Raw genomic sequence first — 18178 nt, 5'->3', positions numbered from 1 at the left:
GCTTGTCCGGCCGCCCTGTCGGCTCATGCCTCCCCCACTGCCCGAAAGGCGTGAGGGGACCCCCGGACGGCTCGTGGGGCACGTGCAGATGACGCCGCCCGTCATGGTCCTCGCTCATGCCGGCGCCTCCATGGCCACCCGCAGCGCCGCGATGCCGCGTGAGCCGTACGCCTTCACCGAGCCCAGCGAGATGCCGAGCGTCTCGGCGACCTGCGCCTCGGTCATGTCCGCGAAGTAACGCAGGACCAGCACCTCGCGCTGGCGACGCTGCAGGCCCTTCATCGCGTTGATGAGGGAGTCGCGCTCGAGCAGGTCGTACGCCCCCTCCTCCGCGCTCGCCATGTCGGGCATCGGCTTGGACAGCAGCTTCAGTCCGAGTATGCGGCGACGCAGGGCGGAGCGGGACAGGTTGACGACGGTCTGGCGCAGATAGGCCAGTGTCTTCTCCGGGTCCCGCACGCGCTTGCGCGCGGAGTGGACACGGATGAACGCCTCCTGGACGACGTCCTCGCAGGAGGCGGTGTCGTCGAGGAGAAGTGCCGCCAGACCCAGCAGCGAGCGGTAGTGCGCCCGGTAGGTCTCGGTGAGATGGTCGACGGTCGTGCCGGCCGCCGCGGTGTTCTCGGCGTGCTCGGAGCCGTCGCGCTGACTGGGAATGCGGGCGGGCCGCGCTGCGGGCATGGGCGCGATCACCGGCATGCCGCCGGGCGCGCCGGACATGCGGGGTCGGACGGGCCGGCGGGGCGGCCGTAGGGCCGTACCGCGGGTCGCCGCACTGAAGTCGAGTACCTCTGCCACGCCTGTTGGACACGCTTCCCCCCGGGAGGGTTGTACGTGCCGGACGTCACTTTTGCGTCAGTCCCGGCAGTTGACCCTCTCGTGCCAGGCAGCACAGCTGACCGTGCGTCAAACGCCCACATGCCTACCCGCTCTTCCGTTATGTCCTAAATGAGCAGACGTCCCCACGTCCGGCCCATGGCGTCCCCACGCCAGAAAAAACGCGTCTTCGCGCCCCATGAGGGCGACCGCAAAGACGCTCCCCGCCTTGCAAGCGGTTGCAGGGCGGGGAGGAAAATCTTCGGCTGCCGACGGGGTCCGGTTCAAGTGGTCCGGACCATCGATCGGCTCACACTTTTCACATAGATCCTACAAACGATTCAACCAAAGCCCAGGAGTTTTCCGGCATCACGGGAGTTCTCACGAAAACTCCGCCGCCACGAGCTCGGCGATCTGCGCGGTGTTGAGGGCCGCGCCCTTGCGCAGGTTGTCGCCGCAGACGAAGAGTTCGAGCGCCGTCGGATCGTCGAGCGCGCGCCGCACCCGCCCGACCCAGGTCGGATCCGTGCCCACCACGTCGGCCGGCGTCGGGAACTCCCCGGCCTCCGGGTCGTCGTAGAGCACGACCCCCGGCGCCGTGGCCAGGATCTCGCGCGCCTTGGCGACGGTGACCTCGCCCTCGAAGCGGGCGTGCACGGTCAGCGAGTGCCCGGTCAGCACCGGCACCCGCACACAGGTCACCGCGACCGGCAGCCGCGGCAGGCCGAGGATCTTGCGGGACTCGTCCCGCACCTTCATCTCCTCCGACGACCAGCCGTCCTCGCGCAGCGAACCGGCCCACGGCACGACGTTCAGCGCGACCGGCTCCGGGAACGGCCCGGTGTTCTCGCCGATGGCCCGCCGTACGTCACCGGGGCTGTTCCCCAGATCCGTGCCGGCGACCAGGGAAAGCTGCTGCCTGAGCGTCTCCACACCGGCGCGGCCGGCCCCGCTCACCGCCTGGTACGAGGAGACCACCAAGGAGCGCAGGCCGAACTCGGCGTGCAGCGCGCCCAGCGCCACGATCATGGAGAGGGTGGTGCAGTTGGGGTTGGCGACGATGCCGCGCGGCCGCATCCGTACGGCATGCGGGTTGACCTCGGGAACGACCAGGGGCACATCCGGGTCCATCCGGAAGGCGCCCGAATTGTCCACCACCACCGTGCCCTTGGCGGCGGCGATCGGTGCCCATCGGGCGGCCACCTCGTCCGGTACGTCGAACATCGCGACGTCGATCCCGTCGAAGGCCTCCTCGGTGAGCGCCACCACCTCGACCTCCTCGCCGCGCACGGCCAGCTTGCGGCCGGCCGAGCGCGGCGAGGCGACGAGACGGATCTCACCCCAGATGTCGGCACGCTGGGAGAGGATCTGGAGCATGACCGTGCCGACGGCTCCGGTCGCTCCCACGACCGCGAGCGTCGGTCGGCGGGACTCCCTCCCCGCCATCAGCGTCCGGTGCCTCCGTACACGACGGCCTCGTCGCTGTCGGAGTCGAGACCGAAGGCGCTGTGCACGGCGCGGACGGCCTCGTTGACGTCGTCGGCGCGGGTGACGACCGAGATACGGATCTCGGAGGTCGAGATCAGCTCGATGTTCACGCCGGCGTCGGACAGCGCGGTGAAGAAGTCGGCGGTGACGCCGGGGTTCGTCTTCATGCCCGCACCGACCAGGGAGATCTTGCCGATCTGGTCGTCGTAGCGCAGCGAGTCGAAGCCGATGCCGCTCTTGTTCTTCTCCAGGGCGTCGATGGCCTTGCGGCCCTCGGCCTTGGGGAGCGTGAAGGAGATGTCCGTCAGGCCGGTGGAGGCCGCGGACACGTTCTGCACGATCATGTCGATGTTGATCTCGGCGTCGGAGATCGTCCGGAAGATCGCGGCGGCCTCGCCCGGCTTGTCCGGCACACCGACGACGGTGACCTTGGCCTCGGAGGTGTCATGCGCGACACCGGAGATGATGGCCTGCTCCACCTGCTTGTCCCCTTGATCGATCGGCTCGCTGCTGACCCACGTGCCCTGCAGTCCGCTGAAGCTGGACCGGACGTGGATCGGGATGTTGTACCGGCGGGCGTACTCCACACAGCGGTGGAGCAGCACCTTCGAGCCGGACGCAGCCAGCTCCAGCATGTCCTCGAAGGAGATCCAGTCGATCTTCTTCGCCTTCTTCACCACACGCGGGTCGGCGGTGAACACGCCGTCGACGTCGGTGTAGATCTCGCACACCTCGGCGTCGAGGGCGGCGGCCAGCGCCACGGCGGTCGTGTCCGACCCGCCGCGCCCCAGGGTGGTGATGTCCTTCGAGTCCTGGCTGACGCCCTGGAACCCGGCCACGATGGCGATGTTGCCCTCGTCCACCGAGGTGCGGATGCGGCCAGGCGTGACATCGATGATCCGGGCTTTGTTGTGGACCGAGTCGGTGATGACACCTGCCTGGCTGCCGGTGAAGCTCTGGGCCGAGTGGCCCAGGTTTTTGATCGCCATGGCCAGTAGCGCCATGGAGATCCGCTCTCCGGCGGTCAGCAGCATGTCGAGCTCGCGCCCGGCAGGCATCGGGGATACCTGCTCGGCGAGATCGATCAGCTCGTCCGTCGTGTCGCCCATCGCGGAAACCACGGCGACCACCTGGTGGCCGTTCTTCTTGGCTTCCACGATCCGCTTGGCGACGCGCTTGATGCCCTCGGCATCGGCTACGGAGGAGCCTCCGTACTTCTGCACGACAAGGCCCACGTGCGCTCCTCGCTCAGTCCGTGTGTGTCGGCTCAGTTTAACGAGCGTCCGAAAACGACCTTGGGGTTCCCAGATGGTGAGATTCCGGCGCTCCGGGATGGTGTCTGCCCCGTCGGGGGTAGGGCAACCGGGTTAGTGGTGCAGGTCACTCGGGTCGACGCGGCCGCTCACCTGCCCGACTCCGACGCACGGACCGCCGATCGCGATCTCCGCCATTGACGCTCTCCGTAGTCGACCGATAACTTCGCGTCGTCGTCGCCACACCAGGAGCACAAGGCTCCATCGGGACTCGCGACGCGAAGGAATCTCTTCCTTTGACGACTGTGACCCATTCAGAGATCCAGCACGTCACCCGAGCCGACACGGATTCCCCGGACGGCCTCTTCAAGATCCAGCCCTTCACGCCGCACTGCGAGGTCATCCGCGTCGCGGGCGACCACGCCGTCATCGGCGTCTCCCCCGGCAACAGCTACTTCTCCGCCCGACGCGTCCACGACCTGGCGTGCTGGGGCCTCGCCCTCTTCGAGCGCGTGGACTTCGTCTACACGGACCTGTACGTGGCCGAGATGTACGCGGCGTCCGGCTATCCGCCCGACGACGCGCGCCGCAAGGCGGTGAAGAACCTGCGCGGCGTGCGCGCCAAGGTTCTCGGCGCCGTCGAAGCCGTCGACCCCGGCGGCACGCGCCTGCGCGCCCACGCCATGTCCGACTTCCACGGCAACACGGCGTACCGCGAGATCCACGACCGCCTCCAGGCCCGCCTCGCCACCGACGAGGAGTTCCGCACGACCTGCGAGAAGCTCGTCGACACCTTCCTGGCCGGCAAGGCCGGGCGGGTGACCGAGGCGCAGCGCGAGGTCTGCCTGGCCTACGTCTGTGCCGAGGCGCCGCTCTTCCTGGACACGCCCGCCATCCTCGGCGTCCCCTCCTCCCTCAACTGCTACCACCAGCTCCTGCCGATGGCCGAGCTCCTCTACTCCCGCGGTGCCGGCCTGCGCGCCTCCCGCAACCAGGGGCACGCCATCGTGACGCCGGCAGACAGGACCACCGATGCTCACTGAAGCCCCCCTCGACTTCCCCTTCTCCTGGCGCGGCGACCAGATCCCCGCCGAGGTGGAGGAGCTGCGCGCCGCCACACCTGTGCGTCGCGTCCGCACCATCGCCGGTGACGAGGCCTGGCTCGTGTCGTCGTACGAGCTGTGCAAGCAGGTGCTCGAAGACCCGCGCTTCAGCCTCAAGGACACCTCGGCCCCGGGCGTGCCCCGCCAGTACGCGCTGACGATCCCGCCCGAGGTCGTCAACAACATGGGGAACATCACCGGCGCCGGGCTGCGCAAGGCGGTGCTGAAGGCGCTGAACCCGAAGAGCCCGGGCCTCGCGCAGTGGATGCGGTCCTACGCCGACGAGCTCGTCGACCGGCTGATCGGCGAGGGCGCCCCGGCGGACCTGCGCGGCGGCTTCGCCGACCCGTACTCGGCGGGCATGCACTGCCGCATCCTCGGCATCCCGCAGGCGGACGCGCCCAGGCTGATGCGGAGTCTGGACATCGCGTTCATGAACTCCGCCTGCCCCATCGCGGGGGCGCGGCTGAACTGGGACCGGGACATCGCGTTCATGACGGAGCGGCTCGACGACCCGGCGACCACGGGCCTGATGGCCGAGCTCGCCGCCCTGCGCGCCGACCCCGACTACAGCCACCTCACCGACGAGATGCTCGCCACGGTGGGGGTGACGATGTTCGGCGCCGGTGTCATCTCCACCGCCGGCTTCCTGACCATGGCGCTGGTGTCGCTGATCCAGCACCCCGAGCTGCACACCCGCCTCCTCGCCGACCGCACGCTGATCCCGGCCGCCGTCGACGAGCTCCTGCGCGTCAACCTGTCCATCGGCGACGGGCTGCCGAGGCTGGCGACCGAGGACGTACTCCTGGGAGATGTACAGGTCGCAGCGGGTGAGCTGGTCCTCGTCCTGGTCGAGGGCGCGAACTTCGACGCGGCCGCCTTCCCGGACCCCCACACCGTCGACCTCACCCGCGAGAACAGCACCGCCCACCTCTCCTTCGGCGGCGGCCGCCACTACTGCCCCGCCACCGCCCTCGGCCGCAAACACGCGGAGATCGCCCTGGAGACCCTGCTGGAGCGGATGCCCGGGCTGCGGCTCGCGGTGCCGATCGAGCAGCTGGTGTGGCGGACCGGGTTCATGAAGCGGCTCCCGGAGCGGCTACCAATCATGTGGTAGCGGCCGATTTACCCCCTTGGCCCGCTTATCACCTGCTCACGGGCTCGGCGACCGGCCGTCTTTAAAGTTCAACCACTAGGGTTCGCCTGTGCGCGTACTGCTGGTGGAAGACGACGAACCGGTCGCTGAGTCGCTCCGGCGAGGACTCCTGCGTTACGGCTTCGAGGTGGCGTGGGTCAGCACGGGTGCCGGGGCGCTCAGCCACGACGACCCCTACGACGTCGTACTGCTCGATCTCGGCCTGCCCGACACCGACGGTCTCGACGTCTGCAAGGCGCTGCGCGAGCGCGGTGACGTGCCGATCATCGTGATCAGCGCGCGCAGCGAGGAGACGGACCGGGTGGTCGGGCTGGAGCTCGGCGCGGACGACTACGTGTCCAAGCCGTTCGGGGTGCGCGAGGTCATCGCGCGGATACGAGCGGTCATGCGCCGGATGCAGCCGCGCACTCCTGCCGCCGCCGAGGCCGGCCCGGACCGTTACGGTCCCCGCCTGACCGTCGACCGCAAGGCGGCCCGCGTCCGCCTGGACGGCGAGGAGGTCGCCCTCGCGCCCAAGGAGTACGACCTGCTGGCCTTCCTCACCGAGGAGCCCGGGGCGCTGATGTCGCGCGAGCAGATCATGGAGGCGGTCTGGGACGCCAACTGGTTCGGGCCGACCAAGACGCTGGACGTGCACGTGGCGGCGCTGCGGCGCAAGCTCGCCGGGGCGATCACGATCGAGGCGGTGCGCGGGGTCGGGTTCCGGCTGGAGATCGTCGGAGGCAGTGACGCCTCATGAACCGCCAGCTCATCCGCAGCTACATCCTGCTCGTCGCGGTCGCCATCCTCCTGTTCACCGTGCCGGTCGCCTTCACCCTCACCAAACAGCTGCGGGACGACACCAAGCTGTCCGTCCTGCGCGAGGCCGACACGATGGCGCTGCTGCTGGGCAACGGCGACAACACCTCGTGCGACGCCTTGACGAAGGTGGCCAAGGCGTACAGCAAAAAGACCCCCGGCGACGTCGAGGTGACCCCCACCGGCAGCTGCGCTCCCGACCTGCCGAAGCCCACGACGGACGCGGCGCTGATCCGGGCCGTGGAGAAGAACGAGCCGACGACCGACTGGGGTTCCGACTTCATCTGGGGCAAGCACCTGGCCGTCACGGTCCCCGCCAAGGGGGAGGCGGCCGTACGGATCGTGTACTCGACCTCGGACATGACCAGGCGGCTGTGGCAGATCTGGGGCTTCAGGTCCGGCCTGGCCGTGTTCGTGCTGGCGGCGGCGGCCGCGATCGGCGCGTTCGCCGCGCGCCGGATCACCGCACCGCTGCGCGAACTCAACGCCATGGCCAGCAAGTTCAGCGACGGCGACCTGACCGCGCGCTCCCCCGTGACGGGCCCGCCGGAGACCCAGACCCTCGCCCGCACCCTGAACCAGGGCGCCGAGCGCCTGGACACGCTGGTCGCCTCGCAGCGGATCTTCGTGGCGGACGCCTCGCACCAACTCCGAACTCCTCTCACGGCATTGCGCCTGTCCTTGGACAACATCTCGGACGGCGTCGACGACGAGTTCGTACGGGAGGACGTGGAGCAGGCCACCGCCGAGGTCGTCCGGATGAGCCGGCTGGTGAACGGTCTGCTGGTACTGGCCCGGGCCGAGGCGAAGGTGTCGGCGGCGGAGCCGCTGGCGCTGGCGGACATCGTCCACGAGCGGCTGTCGGTGTGGAGGCCGGCCGCCGACGAGCGCGGAGTCACCATCACGCTCAGGGGGAGTGCCGACGGCCGGCTGCTTGTGCTGACCAGCCCCGGTCATCTGGACCAGGTGCTGGACAACGTGCTCTCGAACGCCCTGGAGGTGTCACCGGACGGCGGCACGATCACGGTCCGGGTGGAGCCGAGGGGCGACGAGGTGATCCTGTCGGTGGACGACGAGGGCCCCGGCATGTCGGACGCGGAGCAGTCCCGCGCCTTCGACCGCTTCTGGCGCGGCCAGGGCCTGACCGGGAAGGCCGGCTCCGGCCTCGGCCTCGCCGTCGTCAAGCAGCTGGTGACCGACGACGGCGGGACGGTGGCCCTGGGCAACGCTCCCGGGGGCGGGCTGTCCGTGCGGATCAGTCTTCGGGCATCAACGAGGAGTGGTGGTTGACGATCTTCCACTCGCCGTCCCGCTTCTCCCACTCGTAGGTGTAGCGGGCCTTGGCGATCTTCTTCTCGCCCGAGTCGTGGTCGGTGAGCGTGAACTGGTAGACACCCGCGTCCAGCACCGAGTTCGAGTCGAGGACGTTGATGTGCGTCTCGATCTTCTTGCCGACCGGCTTGTTCGCCAGGAAGTGCTCGAAGTAGTCGATACGGCTCTCGCGGTCGGCACGGACCTGGTTGGAGAGGGTGGGCAGCAGGACCGCGTCGTCCCAGTAGAGGTCGGCGACCTCCTCCGGGTCCTGCGTCTTCAGCGCCGCGTTCCACTCGTCGAACAGGGCGGCAACCTGCTTCTTGGCGGGCTTCGCCGCCTTCTCCTGCCCGGCGACCGCAGCACCTGCGGCAAAGGTGCCGACAGCGACGAGGGCGGCGGCGGTGACGACGGCTACACGCTTGCTTATGGAACGACGGGTCATCGCGAACTCCCGGTGCTGTGCGGTCTGGTGGGTCTCCCTCCGCTTTCCGCGTTCTCTGCGGTGGAGGTGACTCCAGATTCGCGTGGCACCGGTTAGGGCCCGTACAAGGCAGATACAGGGCCGGGACAGCACGTGCCCAATTCACGCCGGGTGACCGGCTGATTACGCCGCGTTCGCAGTCCGTCGACGTATCAGGGCGGAACCGGCTCCGAGGGAGACTACGCCCATGCCGACACTGGTCGCGATGGACTGCGCACCGTCCACGACGAGGGGGGCGGCCGCGGCGACGAGGGCGTTGAAGAGGAACAGGAACCACAGGACGGGGCGGGAGGAGAGCAGGGCCTTCATGGCGGTTTCCTTCGGGGCGGGGCCGCTGGTGCGGCCGTTGACCTGGCGAGATCAACGATCCCGTTTTCCGAGGTCGGCAACGAGGTAGTGAGCTCCCGAAGAGGCGGTGTAGCGGGCTACACCACCGACCTCACCGGGAAGGGCTTCGCCCTGGTCGCCGTACCCGCCCTGGTGCTGCTGCTCTGTACGCGGTCAACGCGGGGTGGGCGTACGGGAGTTCGTGCCGAACGCGCAGTTCTACGGGGTGGTCGTCAACGCGTTCTCGGTGGCGGCGAACGGGGTGCCACAGCCCACCCGGTGCCGCGTCGACGCCGGAGTCCTCACACCCCGAACAGCGCCACCAGACCGTGGTCCAGCTCGGCCCCCACGGTCTCCTCGCCCGGCGCGATCACGGTGTACGTGCGGGCCAGGAAGCGGATCAGATCCGCCGAGCCGAAGCGGAGCACCGCCGTGCCCTCCGGCGCATGGAACTCCACATACGTGTGGGACGACCCGCACGGCCGGACGCGAACGCGGCCGAGCCCGGCCCGGGCACGCAGGCCCTCGCTCAGCAGCACACGGGCGAACGTCCAGGTCGTGACCTCGCCGTCGAGCGTGACATGCGGCGGGAAGTCGAGGTGCACCGCCAGCGGGTCGGCGGAGGTGTAGCGGAGGGTCGCGGGTATCGCGATCTCCTGGTCCGAGGCCGTGATCAGACGGGCGCCGGTCGGCTGCTCAAGGGTGACGTACATGGTGGGGGGCTCCGATTCGGGCGGGGCAACCGGCCGGGGTGACCGTTGTGCAGATGAGACCGCGCGAGGGGCCGGCGCATTACGCCGCTTCAGAAGTCTTTTTCCGTAACCTGCGTCACACCAGTCGATCCCTTCCCCGTGGCGTGAGTGACCGAGGGCATTTGGATTAGCCCTGGTCAACCGGGTCCTTGGCCTGGGTGTCACCGCTCGTGCATCATTCATCAATGACGCGGCCGCTTTCCTCGTGAAGGGCCGGCCCATCCGGTGACGACTGGCCTCGCGGCCTGGAGGTTCCGACGGTGATGGCGGCACGCACCCACGTGATCTTCGTACACGGCCTGTTCTCCGACGCCGGGACTTGGCAGAAGTTCACCGACCTCCTGGCCAAGGACCGGGAGTTGAAACGTCGGCTCAGCGTCCGCTGTTTCGACTACGACTCCCCCAAGGTCCGATTACGGCCCGACCGCCGCATCGCCGACGTCGACGACATAGCCGACCGGCTGGGCACCTATCTGCGTCACCAGTGCGCCGACGGGGGACCGGTCGTCCTGGTCAGCCACAGCCAGGGCGGGCTCGTCATCCAGCGCTTCCTGGCTCGCAGGCTGTGGCGCAACCAAGGCGCGGAACTCGCGCGCATCAAGCACATCGTGATGTACGGCTGCCCCAACAACGGCTCCGGCTTCTTCCTGTTTCTGCGCAAGGCCCTGGTGTTCTGGCGGAACGTCCAGGAACGCGAACTGCGGCCGCTGAGCACCCGTGCGGTCCTGGAAGCCCAGCAGACCGTGCTGCAGAGAGTGGTCGCGGCGAACGCGGCCTCCGACTCGGAGTGCCCCATACCCATCTCCGCGTTCGGCGGACAGACCGACAACGTCGTACCGGCCATCAACGCCACCAACCCCTGGGGCGGGGACACCATCGAGGGCGACCACTTCACCCTCGTGAAACCCGCCGACCGGCAGGCCGAGTCCTACGTCGTCCTCAAGGCGGTGCTCCAGGACGTCATCGCCGCACACACGGCACCGGAACCCCCCGGCACACCGGCCGCGTTACCGGACCCGGCCCCGCAGTCCGCGGAGCCCGCCGAGAAGTTCCCCTGCGAGCACCCCGGCGAAGAGGAGGGGCCCTTCTCGGTCGCCCTCCCCCACAAGGACGGCAGGCTGCACGGGCAGGCGCGCCGGCAGATCGTGTCCGACATCGTCTCGTCCGCCTCGGGCGTGCAGGTGCTGGTCGGCCCGGGCGGGAGCGGGAAGAGCCGCGTGGCCCTGGAGATCGCCGCGCAGGCCGACGCCCGCGGTCGCCGGGTGTGGTGGGTACGGGTGAACCAGCTCAGCGCCTGTATGCGCGAAGTCGCCCGGGAGCTGGGTATTCCGGACAGCCAGGCCGACGTCGCCTGGCGGGGCGGCCGCAGTCAGACCGACCTCGTCTGGCGCTTCCTCAACGCCTCCGCCGAGCCATGGCTGATCGTCTTCGACAACGCCGACGACCCACAGCGCCTCGCCCCGCGCGGCGGCGCGGTCAAGGACGGGACGGGCTGGCTGCGCCCGCCCGAGGGCGCGAACGGCATGGTCGTCGTGACCAGCCAGGTCAACAACAAGGACACCTGGGGCGACTGGAGCCACGTACGCCGCGTGCCACGCCTCGACGACACCGACGGCGCCTCCATGCTCATCGAGCGCACCGGCCCCGGGGCCGGCACCACGGAGCAGGCCCGCCTGCTCTCCCACGAGCTCGGCGGCCTTCCCCTGGCGCTGCGGACGGCCGCGCAGTACATCCGGTCGGTGCGCGAGAGCGGGGTCTTTCTGGGCGCCAACGACATAAGAGACTTCGAGACGTACCGTCAGGCCTGGGCCCGCCGCTCCGCGTCCCCGGTCGGCATCCGGATGGACGGCGACGACGAGACGCTGGGCCTGGAGAAGATCGTCGACGAGGTGTACGGCATCTCGCTGGGTCTGCTGGAGCGGCGCGGCCTGCCCCAGGCCGCCCCGCTGCTGAAGGCGCTCGCCTGTCTGAACATCGCGCCGATCCCCTACCAACGCCTGCTGGGGGGCCAGGCACCGGCCAGGTCCTCGCTCTGGCCGGAGTTCACCCGGCCGCAGCGCACCGAGGCCATCATGGGCCTGCGCCACCTCGACCTGATCGAGGCGGACCAGGCCCGGGAGGGCTTCCTCACCCTGCATCCCGTCGTCCACGCCATCCTCCGCGCCGACGACGACGTACTGCGGCGCAGGGCCGACTACTACGCCCTCGACGTCCACATGCTTCTCGACGCGGTCAAGGACCACGACCCCGACTATCCCGACGCGTGGACGGTGTGGCCCGCGGTGACACCGCACTCCATCGAGGTCACCCGCTCCGTCCTGCGACCCGACGGACCGACCGACGACCGCGACGTGCTCACCTCCACCCTGGAACTCGCCCGGCTGACGGTCCGGTACCTGCTGGTCGCCGGGCACCTCGCACCGGCCAGGGCCCTGCTGCTGCCGATCATCGAGAGTTGCGACTCCTTCGGCTTCCACCGGGACGACCGGGAGATCCTCGGGCTGCGCCACGAGGGCGCCCGCATCGACCTGGAGACCGGCGAACTCGAAGCGGCGGAAGCCGAGTTGAAGGAGGTCATCGCCAGACGGTCGGAGGTGCTGCCCGATCGGCACCCCGACACGCTGGCCAGCCGTCACAAGCTGGCACGCGCCATCCTGGAACAGGACCGGGCGCCCGAGGCCGAGGAGATCCTGCGGTCGGTCGTGGAGGACGAGAAGGGGGTCCGGGGCGCGGAACACGCCGACACGATGGTCGTCCGGCACACCCACGCCCGAGCCCTGCTGGCACAGGGCAACCTGACCGAGGCGGAGGCCCACCTGCGCGAGATCCTGGCGATCAGGCTGCGCAACTGGTCCCGCGGCACACCGGAGACCCTGCACGTCCGGGAGAGCCTGGGGCGCACGCTGCTGGAGCGGGAGAAGGTGGACGAGGCGCTGGCCATGATCGACAGCGGGATGCGGGATGCCCGGCAGTCCTCCGACTCCCACGCGGTGATGCGTCTGCGCTACGTCCGCGCCCAGGCCCTGCTGATGCGTGGACGGGTCGAGGAGGCCTCCGCCGCCCTGAAATCCCTTCTCAAGGACCAGCGGCGCGTCCTGGGCAACACCCATCGCGAGGTCCGCCTGACAAAGGATCTACTCGACCGGATGGACCAGGACCTCTAGCAAAACCCGTGTACTTGCTGTGAGTTGACGGAAAACAACGCCCGGATGGGGGCTTGCGTCCTACCATCGACAGCCTTCACTCTCGAGTGCAGAGGGTGACGGAATCGCGACTCCGCATGAACGACAAAGCACCAGGGGGGCCTGTGTGAATTCCTTCGACGACAGGGACAAGAAACCCGAGCACGACAAAAACTTAAAAAACTTAGAGGCGACGTCCGGGCAGAAGAACCCGGACCACGGCGCCGAACTGTCCCGGGACGAGATCGCACGACAGATCGTTCTCGACGCCCTGCGATCCGACCGCCCCGTTCTCGAGACGAGCGCGGCCACCGCCTTCCGGGACTTCAGCTACGCCCACCAGGCGTGACACGCCGTACGGCCCTGCGAGAGACGGGATGTTGTCATGCAACTTGCCGACTTGTCCGCTCATTCTCAAGCCGTACCGCGCGACCCCTACTTCAGCGTGGCGACCGCCCCGGCGTTCACCCGTGAGCACATCGCCGACCTCGCGGCCGGCCGTCGCGCCGCCGTCCGGGTACCCGGCCTCCTCTCCGCCGCCACGTGCGCGGAAATCCTGCACGCGCTGGAGAGTTCACCCTTCGAGTCGTACGGCAGGCAGCGCGTCCAGCCGCCCGTGATGCGGTTCGGTGTCGGCGTCAGCGACCACCGCACGAACGGCGCCATCGCCGACAGCTACTGGCCCTCGGCCGACGCCGACCGGAAGGCATGGCGGAGCCTCGGGCTCCCCTACGACCCCTTCGCGCTGTGCCGCGAGGCGCTCGGCGCGGACTGGCCCGGCACTGTGGCAGTCGGCACCAACGGCGGCCGGGAGCTGACGCCCGGCGTCGCCCGCGAGCCCAACTACGGCTTCCAGGTCCACTTCGACGAGGCACTGCGCGAGTTCCAGGGGAATCTGCTGGACTCCCCCCTGGTGGCCCAGTTCGCGTTCAACCTGTACCTCGCCGTCCCGGAGACCGGCGGCGAGACGGTCATCTGGCGGCACCGCTGGCACCCCGCCGACGAGGCCCACCGGCTGCCGCAGTCCTACGGGTACGCCGAAACCGTGGTGGGCGACGCCGAGTCGGTCGAGGTCAGGCCCACCGTGGGCGAGGCTCTGCTGCTAGACCCGCGCAACTTCCACGCCGTGCGCCCAAGCGAAGGGGGTCGCCGTATCGCACTGGGGTTCTCGATGGGGCTGAGCATCACCGGAGACCTTCTGACGTGGGGGTGAGCCGACCGCACGCCGCTGACTGGACGTCAACATCCTTGACTTGCTGGCGATCACCCGGTCCCGTCGCTACGGTCAGCTGATGGAGGTTCTACGCTACGTAGCGTTCGCCGCCGACCCCGCCGGAGGCAACCCGGCGGGTGTCGTGCTGGACGCCACCGGGATCGACGAGGCGACGATGCTGGCGACGGCGGGCGACGTCGGCTACTCGGAGACCGCGTTCGTGCTGCCGTCGGCCGACGGCACCCTGGACATCAGATACTTCAGCCCGCTCACCGAGGTGCCGTTCTGCGGCCACGCGACGATCGCGACCGCCGTCGCCTACGCGGACCGGCACGGTCCCGGCCCCCTGCGGCTGCGCACCAAGGCCGGCTCGGTGTCCGTCAGCACCACCCTCGACGCGGACGGCTCCCTGGTCGCCTCCCTGGTGAGCGTCGAGCCCCGGACGGCACCGATCTCCCCAGACGACCTGGCCGAGCTGCTGACAGCCCTGCACTGGCCCGCCGGGGACCTCGATCCGACGCTGCCGCCCCGCGCCGCGTACGCCGGTGCCTGGCATCCGGTGATCGCCGCCGCCGACCGCGGACGCCTCGCGGACCTGGACTACGACATGCCGTCGCTCGCCACCCTCATGGCCCGGAAGGACTGGGCCACCGTCGACCTCGTCTGGCGGGAGTCGGCGACGGTGTTCCACGCCCGCAACCCCTTCCCGCCCGGCGGCGTGTTCGAGGACCCGGCCACCGGCGCGGCGGCCGCCGCGCTCGGCGGCTACCTGAGGGAACTGCGCCTCGTCCCCACGCCCGCCACCATCACGGTCCATCAAGGCGCGGACATGGGCCGGCCGAGCAAGATCTCGGTGTCGGTCCCGCAAAAGCCCGGCAGCGGCATCGAAGTCACCGGCACGGCCGCCCGCATCTGATCCGCACCGGATCCCCCGGCCCGTATCCGTGCGAGGCCGAGGCTCACCCGGACGTCTCGAAGACGACCTCGATCTCGACCGGAGCGCCCAGCGGGAGTTCCGCGACGCCCACCGCGCTGCGTGCATGACGGCCGGCCTCGCCGAAGACGGCGAGGAAGAGGTCGCTCGCGCCGTCGACCACACCCGGCTGTCCGGTGAAACCGTCGGCCGACGCGACGTAGCCGACCACCTTCACCACGCCCGCCACAGCGTCCCGCCCCGCGACGGAGACGGCCGCGGCCAGGGCGGCGAGCGCGCACCGCCGGCTGAGCCCGTACGCCTCCTCCGGCGTCACGTCGCCCCCGACCTTGCCGGTGGCCACGAGTTCGCCGTTCGCCATGGGCACCTGGCCGGCCACGTAGACGAGGGAGCCGCTGCGCACCGCCGGGACATAGGCCCCGCGGGGCGGGCTGACATCGGGCAGGCGCAGGTCCAACTCGGTGAGCCTGGTGGCGAGTTCGCTACTCATACCGAGGACGTTACCCACCGCTCCCGTACCGGCACCCTGGGTACCGGTACGGCTCGGCCGCTACTTCGCCGGCCGCATCCCCAGCGGCTCCCCGATCTCCTGCTCCATGACCCTGCCGGCCTCGAACTCCAGCGTCTCGTCGCCCATCATGCTCTGGTCCGTGTCCAGGCCGTCCAGCTCCTCCAGGGGCTGGTTCAGGCGGACGTGGGCCAGGACCGAGTGCAGGGCGCGCAGGGTCGCCGAGGCCGTCGTGCCCCAGTTGGAGAAGTACGAGAACTGCCACCACCACAGCGCCTCCGTGGTGCGGCCGGCGCGGTAGTGGGCCATGCCGTGGCGGAGGTCGGTGATGACGTCGGCCAAGTCGTCGGAGATACGGGCCGGGACCGGGGCCTTGCGGGGCTCGTAGGGGTCGAAGACCTCGGAGTAGACGTCCACCGGGTCCAGCAGGCGGGCGAGGTTCTCGCGGAGTTCGTCGACGTCGGGCTCCGGGCCCAGGTCGGGCTCGTAGCGCTCGTCGGGGACGATGTCCTCGTGGGCGCCCAGGCGGCCGCCGGCCAGGAGGAGTTGGGAGACCTCCAGGAGGAGGAAGGGCACGGTCGAGCCCGGCTCGTCGCCCTTCGCGACCTCCGTGACGGCGACCAGGAAGCTCTCGATCTGGTCCGAGATCTGGACCGCGAAGTCGTCCGGGTCCGGCTCGGTCGCGTGCAGCGTGGCGTCAGACATCTAGGAGTCGTCTCCCCTCGAAGGCGCGGCCGAGGGTGACCTCGTCCGCGTATTCCAGGTCGCCACCCACCGGGAGGCCGCTGGCCAGGCGGGTGACCTTCAGGCCCATGGGCTTGATCATGCGTGCGAGGTACGTGGCCGTGGCCTCGCCCTCCAGGTTCGGGTCGGTGGCCAGGATCAGCTCCATGACCGTCCCGTCGGCCAACCGCGCGAGAAGTTCTCGTATACGCAGGTCGTCCGGTCCGACACCCTCGATCGGGCTGATCGCGCCGCCGAGGACGTGGTAACGGCCGCGGAACTCGCGGGTCCGCTCGATCGCCACCACGTCCTTGGGCTCCTCGACCACGCAGATCACCGCCGGGTCACGGCGCGTGTCCCGGCAGATGTTGCACAGCTCCTCCTGCGCGATGTTCCCGCACGTCGCGCAGAAGCGGACCTTCGCCTTGACCTCCATCAGGGCCTGGGCGAGGCGCCGTACGTCCGTCGGTTCCGCCTGCAGGATGTGGAAGGCGATCCGCTGCGCGCTCTTGGGACCGACGCCGGGCAGCCGTCCCAGCTCGTCGATGAGGTCCTGGACCACGCCTTCGTACAACGGACTGCCGTCCTTCCTGGGGGTTCCTTACGGTACGTACCGTAGTTGGCCGCGGGCCGTCTTAGAAAGGCAAGCCGGAGAACGCCGGGAATGTCAGAAGGGCAGGCCCGGGATGCCGCTGCCGCCGCCCAGGCCCTGGGCCAGCGGGCCCAGCTTCTGCTGCTGGAGCGTCTGCGCGTTCTCGTTGGCCGCCTGTACGGCCGCGATGACCAGGTCGGCGAGGGTCTCGGTGTCCTCCGGGTCCACCGCCTTCGGGTCGATCTTGAGCGCCCTGAGTTCGCCGGAGCCCGTCACGGTGGCCTTCACCAGGCCGCCGCCCGCCTGGCCCTCGACCTCCGTCTGAGCCAGTTCCTCCTGCGCCCTCGCCAGGTCCTGCTGCATCTTCTGGGCCTGCTGGAGCAGCTGCTGCATGTTGGGCTGGCCACCACCGGGGATCACGATCAGCTCCTTGCGTGTGTACGCGTGTCTGCACGGGTTCCTGTACGGGTGCCGTACGGGTGCCTGTACAGGATTTCCGCTCGACTTTCCCGTTCAGCACGAGCCTACGTGGTCGGCGCAGCCGTCGCCCCAGCACTCTTTCGAGTGAGAGGAACTGGAGTCCGATACCTGATCAAGACCCTCTTCCGGGCGGAAAAGAGGCGAAAGGCATCTCTTCGTCACCCATGGGGCGCTAGGAAGGGTCCGGCGCGTCAGCCTCAGGTGCTGCGTGACGTTCCGTGCGGCGTGGGGGTCGTACCCGGGTCGTACGTGGTGTCACGCACCGTGATCAGTAGGGAGTGCCGGGTGGGTCAGCCGGAGATGCAGCCCGAGAGGTCGTCTCAGCACGGGCGGGGCGTCGGGGGCGGCGAAGGGGCGGCCGGGATCCGGCCGGGCGATCTGAGGGGGCGGGCGTTTCCGCTCGGGGACTGGGGGGAGCCCGCGGTGCGATTGCACGAGTTGTACCGGTGGGTGGAGCGGGGAGCGCTGGACACGGCCGCGTGGTATCTCGCGGATCGGGTGTGGAAGCGGCGGGGCGCTCGGGCGCTGCGGGGTGGGGCCGCGGTGGGGGCGGTGGTGGGGGCCGCGCTGCCGCTGCTGGATCTGACGGGGGTCGCGAGCGGGGTGGCGCCGTGGGGGTATCTGGCGCTGCTGCTGGCGGTGGCGTGTGTGGCGGTCGATCGGTTCTTCGGGGTGACGTCCGGGTGGATAAGGGACGTCGCCACGGCTCAGGCGGTGCAGCGGCGGCTTCAGGTGTTGCAGTTCGACTGGGCGACGGAGAGTGTGCGGGAGGTTCTGGGGCCGGCCGAGGGGACCGCGAGTGAGGCGGCGGAGCGGTGCCTGGGGGTGCTGCGGCGGTTCTCCGAGGACGTGACGGAGTTGGTGCGGGCGGAGACGGCGGACTGGATGGTGGAGTTCCGCACGGGGTCGGCGCCGATGGGGATTCAGTCGGCTGTGGCCGGTGGAGCTCGGCAGGATGTGGGGGTGGGGCAGGGGCGGCTTGCGGTGCCACCGGGGAACGGGGCCCGGCCGAACATGCCCCGGCAGCGGCCGCCTGAGCCTCGGTAGGGGGTCCTTCG

At 69.7% G+C, this 18178-nt stretch carries 19 protein-coding genes and 1 pseudogene; 10 read left to right on the top strand and 10 right to left on the bottom strand.

Features of this window, described 5'->3' with window-relative positions:
- Window positions 1-114: 114 nt before the first annotated feature.
- From AB5J49_RS26215 to AB5J49_RS26205, 3 genes are all read right to left on the bottom strand, one after another.
- Window positions 115-720: a SigE family RNA polymerase sigma factor gene (locus AB5J49_RS26215; RefSeq protein WP_369175264.1), complete on the bottom strand. Its 606-nt coding sequence runs from the start codon at window positions 718-720 to the stop codon at window positions 115-117.
- A 477-nt stretch (window positions 721-1197) separates the two neighbouring features.
- Window positions 1198-2262 (bottom strand): aspartate-semialdehyde dehydrogenase, encoded by a 1065-nt coding sequence (locus tag AB5J49_RS26210; RefSeq protein WP_369171159.1) that lies wholly within the window; start codon window positions 2260-2262, stop codon window positions 1198-1200.
- Entirely contained in the window at window positions 2262-3539 is a 1278-nt protein-coding gene (locus tag AB5J49_RS26205; RefSeq protein WP_369171158.1) for an aspartate kinase, read from the bottom strand. Before AB5J49_RS26205 ends, AB5J49_RS26210 begins: the two co-directional genes overlap by 1 nt.
- 323 nt (window positions 3540-3862) lie before the next feature.
- Between AB5J49_RS26205 and AB5J49_RS26200 the strand changes: the two genes are divergently transcribed.
- From AB5J49_RS26200 to AB5J49_RS26185, 4 genes are all read left to right on the top strand, one after another.
- Window positions 3863-4600: a tRNA-dependent cyclodipeptide synthase gene (locus AB5J49_RS26200; protein WP_369175263.1), complete on the top strand. Its 738-nt coding sequence runs from the start codon at window positions 3863-3865 to the stop codon at window positions 4598-4600.
- Window positions 4590-5777, top strand: a complete 1188-nt coding sequence (locus AB5J49_RS26195) for a cytochrome P450 (protein WP_369171157.1) — start codon at window positions 4590-4592, stop codon at window positions 5775-5777. The genes AB5J49_RS26200 and AB5J49_RS26195 overlap by 11 nt, the downstream gene beginning before the upstream one ends.
- Window positions 5778-5865: 88 nt before the next feature.
- Window positions 5866-6555: a response regulator transcription factor gene (locus AB5J49_RS26190; RefSeq protein WP_369171155.1), complete on the top strand. Its 690-nt coding sequence runs from the start codon at window positions 5866-5868 to the stop codon at window positions 6553-6555.
- Complete coding sequence (locus tag AB5J49_RS26185) at window positions 6552-7904, top strand: sensor histidine kinase (RefSeq protein ID WP_369171154.1); 1353 nt, start codon at window positions 6552-6554, stop codon at window positions 7902-7904. The genes AB5J49_RS26190 and AB5J49_RS26185 overlap by 4 nt, the downstream gene beginning before the upstream one ends.
- On the opposite strand, the gene AB5J49_RS26180 is transcribed toward AB5J49_RS26185, so the two are convergent.
- Window positions 7870-8370, bottom strand: a complete 501-nt coding sequence (locus AB5J49_RS26180) for an SgcJ/EcaC family oxidoreductase (RefSeq protein ID WP_369171153.1) — start codon at window positions 8368-8370, stop codon at window positions 7870-7872. The two genes, AB5J49_RS26185 and AB5J49_RS26180, sit on opposite strands and share 35 nt — an antisense overlap.
- Window positions 8371-8532: 162 nt before the next feature.
- Complete coding sequence (locus AB5J49_RS26175) at window positions 8533-8718, bottom strand: hypothetical protein (RefSeq protein WP_369171152.1); 186 nt, start codon at window positions 8716-8718, stop codon at window positions 8533-8535.
- A 179-nt stretch (window positions 8719-8897) separates the two neighbouring features.
- On the opposite strand from AB5J49_RS26175, the pseudogene AB5J49_RS26170 reads away from it, so the two are divergent.
- Window positions 8898-9004 (top strand): annotated as a pseudogene (locus AB5J49_RS26170) (sulfite exporter TauE/SafE family protein); the annotation flags it as partial.
- Window positions 9005-9038: 34 nt separating this feature from the next.
- Here AB5J49_RS26170 and AB5J49_RS26165 read toward each other — a convergent pair.
- Window positions 9039-9449 carry an SsgA family sporulation/cell division regulator gene (locus AB5J49_RS26165; RefSeq protein ID WP_274241551.1) on the bottom strand — a complete coding sequence of 137 codons (411 nt, stop codon included), beginning with the start codon at window positions 9447-9449 and terminating at the stop codon, window positions 9039-9041.
- Between the two features lie 302 nt (window positions 9450-9751).
- Between AB5J49_RS26165 and AB5J49_RS26160 the strand changes: the two genes are divergently transcribed.
- From AB5J49_RS26160 to AB5J49_RS26145, 4 genes are all read left to right on the top strand, one after another.
- A complete protein-coding gene (locus AB5J49_RS26160; RefSeq protein WP_369171151.1) occupies window positions 9752-12652 on the top strand; it encodes an alpha/beta fold hydrolase in 2901 nt (966 codons plus the stop codon).
- A gap of 145 nt (window positions 12653-12797) precedes the next feature.
- Complete coding sequence (locus tag AB5J49_RS26155; RefSeq protein ID WP_369171149.1) at window positions 12798-13019, top strand: hypothetical protein; 222 nt, start codon at window positions 12798-12800, stop codon at window positions 13017-13019.
- A 51-nt stretch (window positions 13020-13070) separates the two neighbouring features.
- Window positions 13071-13883, top strand: coding sequence for a proline hydroxylase (locus tag AB5J49_RS26150; RefSeq protein ID WP_369171148.1), 813 nt, complete (start codon window positions 13071-13073; stop codon window positions 13881-13883).
- 79 nt (window positions 13884-13962) lie between these two features.
- Window positions 13963-14799 carry a PhzF family phenazine biosynthesis protein gene (locus AB5J49_RS26145; protein WP_369171147.1) on the top strand — a complete coding sequence of 279 codons (837 nt, stop codon included), beginning with the start codon at window positions 13963-13965 and terminating at the stop codon, window positions 14797-14799.
- Window positions 14800-14842: 43 nt separating this feature from the next.
- Here AB5J49_RS26145 and AB5J49_RS26140 read toward each other — a convergent pair whose 3' ends face one another.
- The 4 genes from AB5J49_RS26140 to AB5J49_RS26125 form a co-directional block, all read right to left on the bottom strand.
- Entirely contained in the window at window positions 14843-15307 is a 465-nt protein-coding gene (locus AB5J49_RS26140; protein WP_369171146.1) for a RidA family protein, read from the bottom strand.
- A 60-nt stretch (window positions 15308-15367) separates the two neighbouring features.
- The gene (locus AB5J49_RS26135) at window positions 15368-16030 is read right to left on the bottom strand and encodes a DUF5063 domain-containing protein (protein ID WP_369171145.1); all 663 of its coding nucleotides are present in this window, start codon (window positions 16028-16030) and stop codon (window positions 15368-15370) included.
- Window positions 16023-16622 (bottom strand): recombination mediator RecR, encoded by a 600-nt coding sequence (gene recR, locus AB5J49_RS26130; protein ID WP_369171144.1) that lies wholly within the window; start codon window positions 16620-16622, stop codon window positions 16023-16025. The genes AB5J49_RS26135 and recR overlap by 8 nt, the downstream gene beginning before the upstream one ends.
- 93 nt (window positions 16623-16715) lie before the next feature.
- Entirely contained in the window at window positions 16716-17060 is a 345-nt protein-coding gene (locus AB5J49_RS26125) for a YbaB/EbfC family nucleoid-associated protein (RefSeq protein ID WP_048585591.1), read from the bottom strand.
- A gap of 345 nt (window positions 17061-17405) precedes the next feature.
- Between AB5J49_RS26125 and AB5J49_RS26120 the strand changes: the two genes are divergently transcribed.
- On the top strand, window positions 17406-18167 hold the full coding sequence (locus AB5J49_RS26120; protein WP_369171143.1) for an SLATT domain-containing protein: 762 nt from the start codon (window positions 17406-17408) through the stop codon (window positions 18165-18167).
- Window positions 18168-18178: the final 11 nt, after the last annotated feature.

Source organism: Streptomyces sp. R28 (assembly GCF_041052385.1).
Taxonomy (GTDB): Bacteria; Actinomycetota; Actinomycetes; order Streptomycetales; family Streptomycetaceae; genus Streptomyces.
This window is presented reverse-complemented; position numbering and strand designations above follow the sequence as displayed.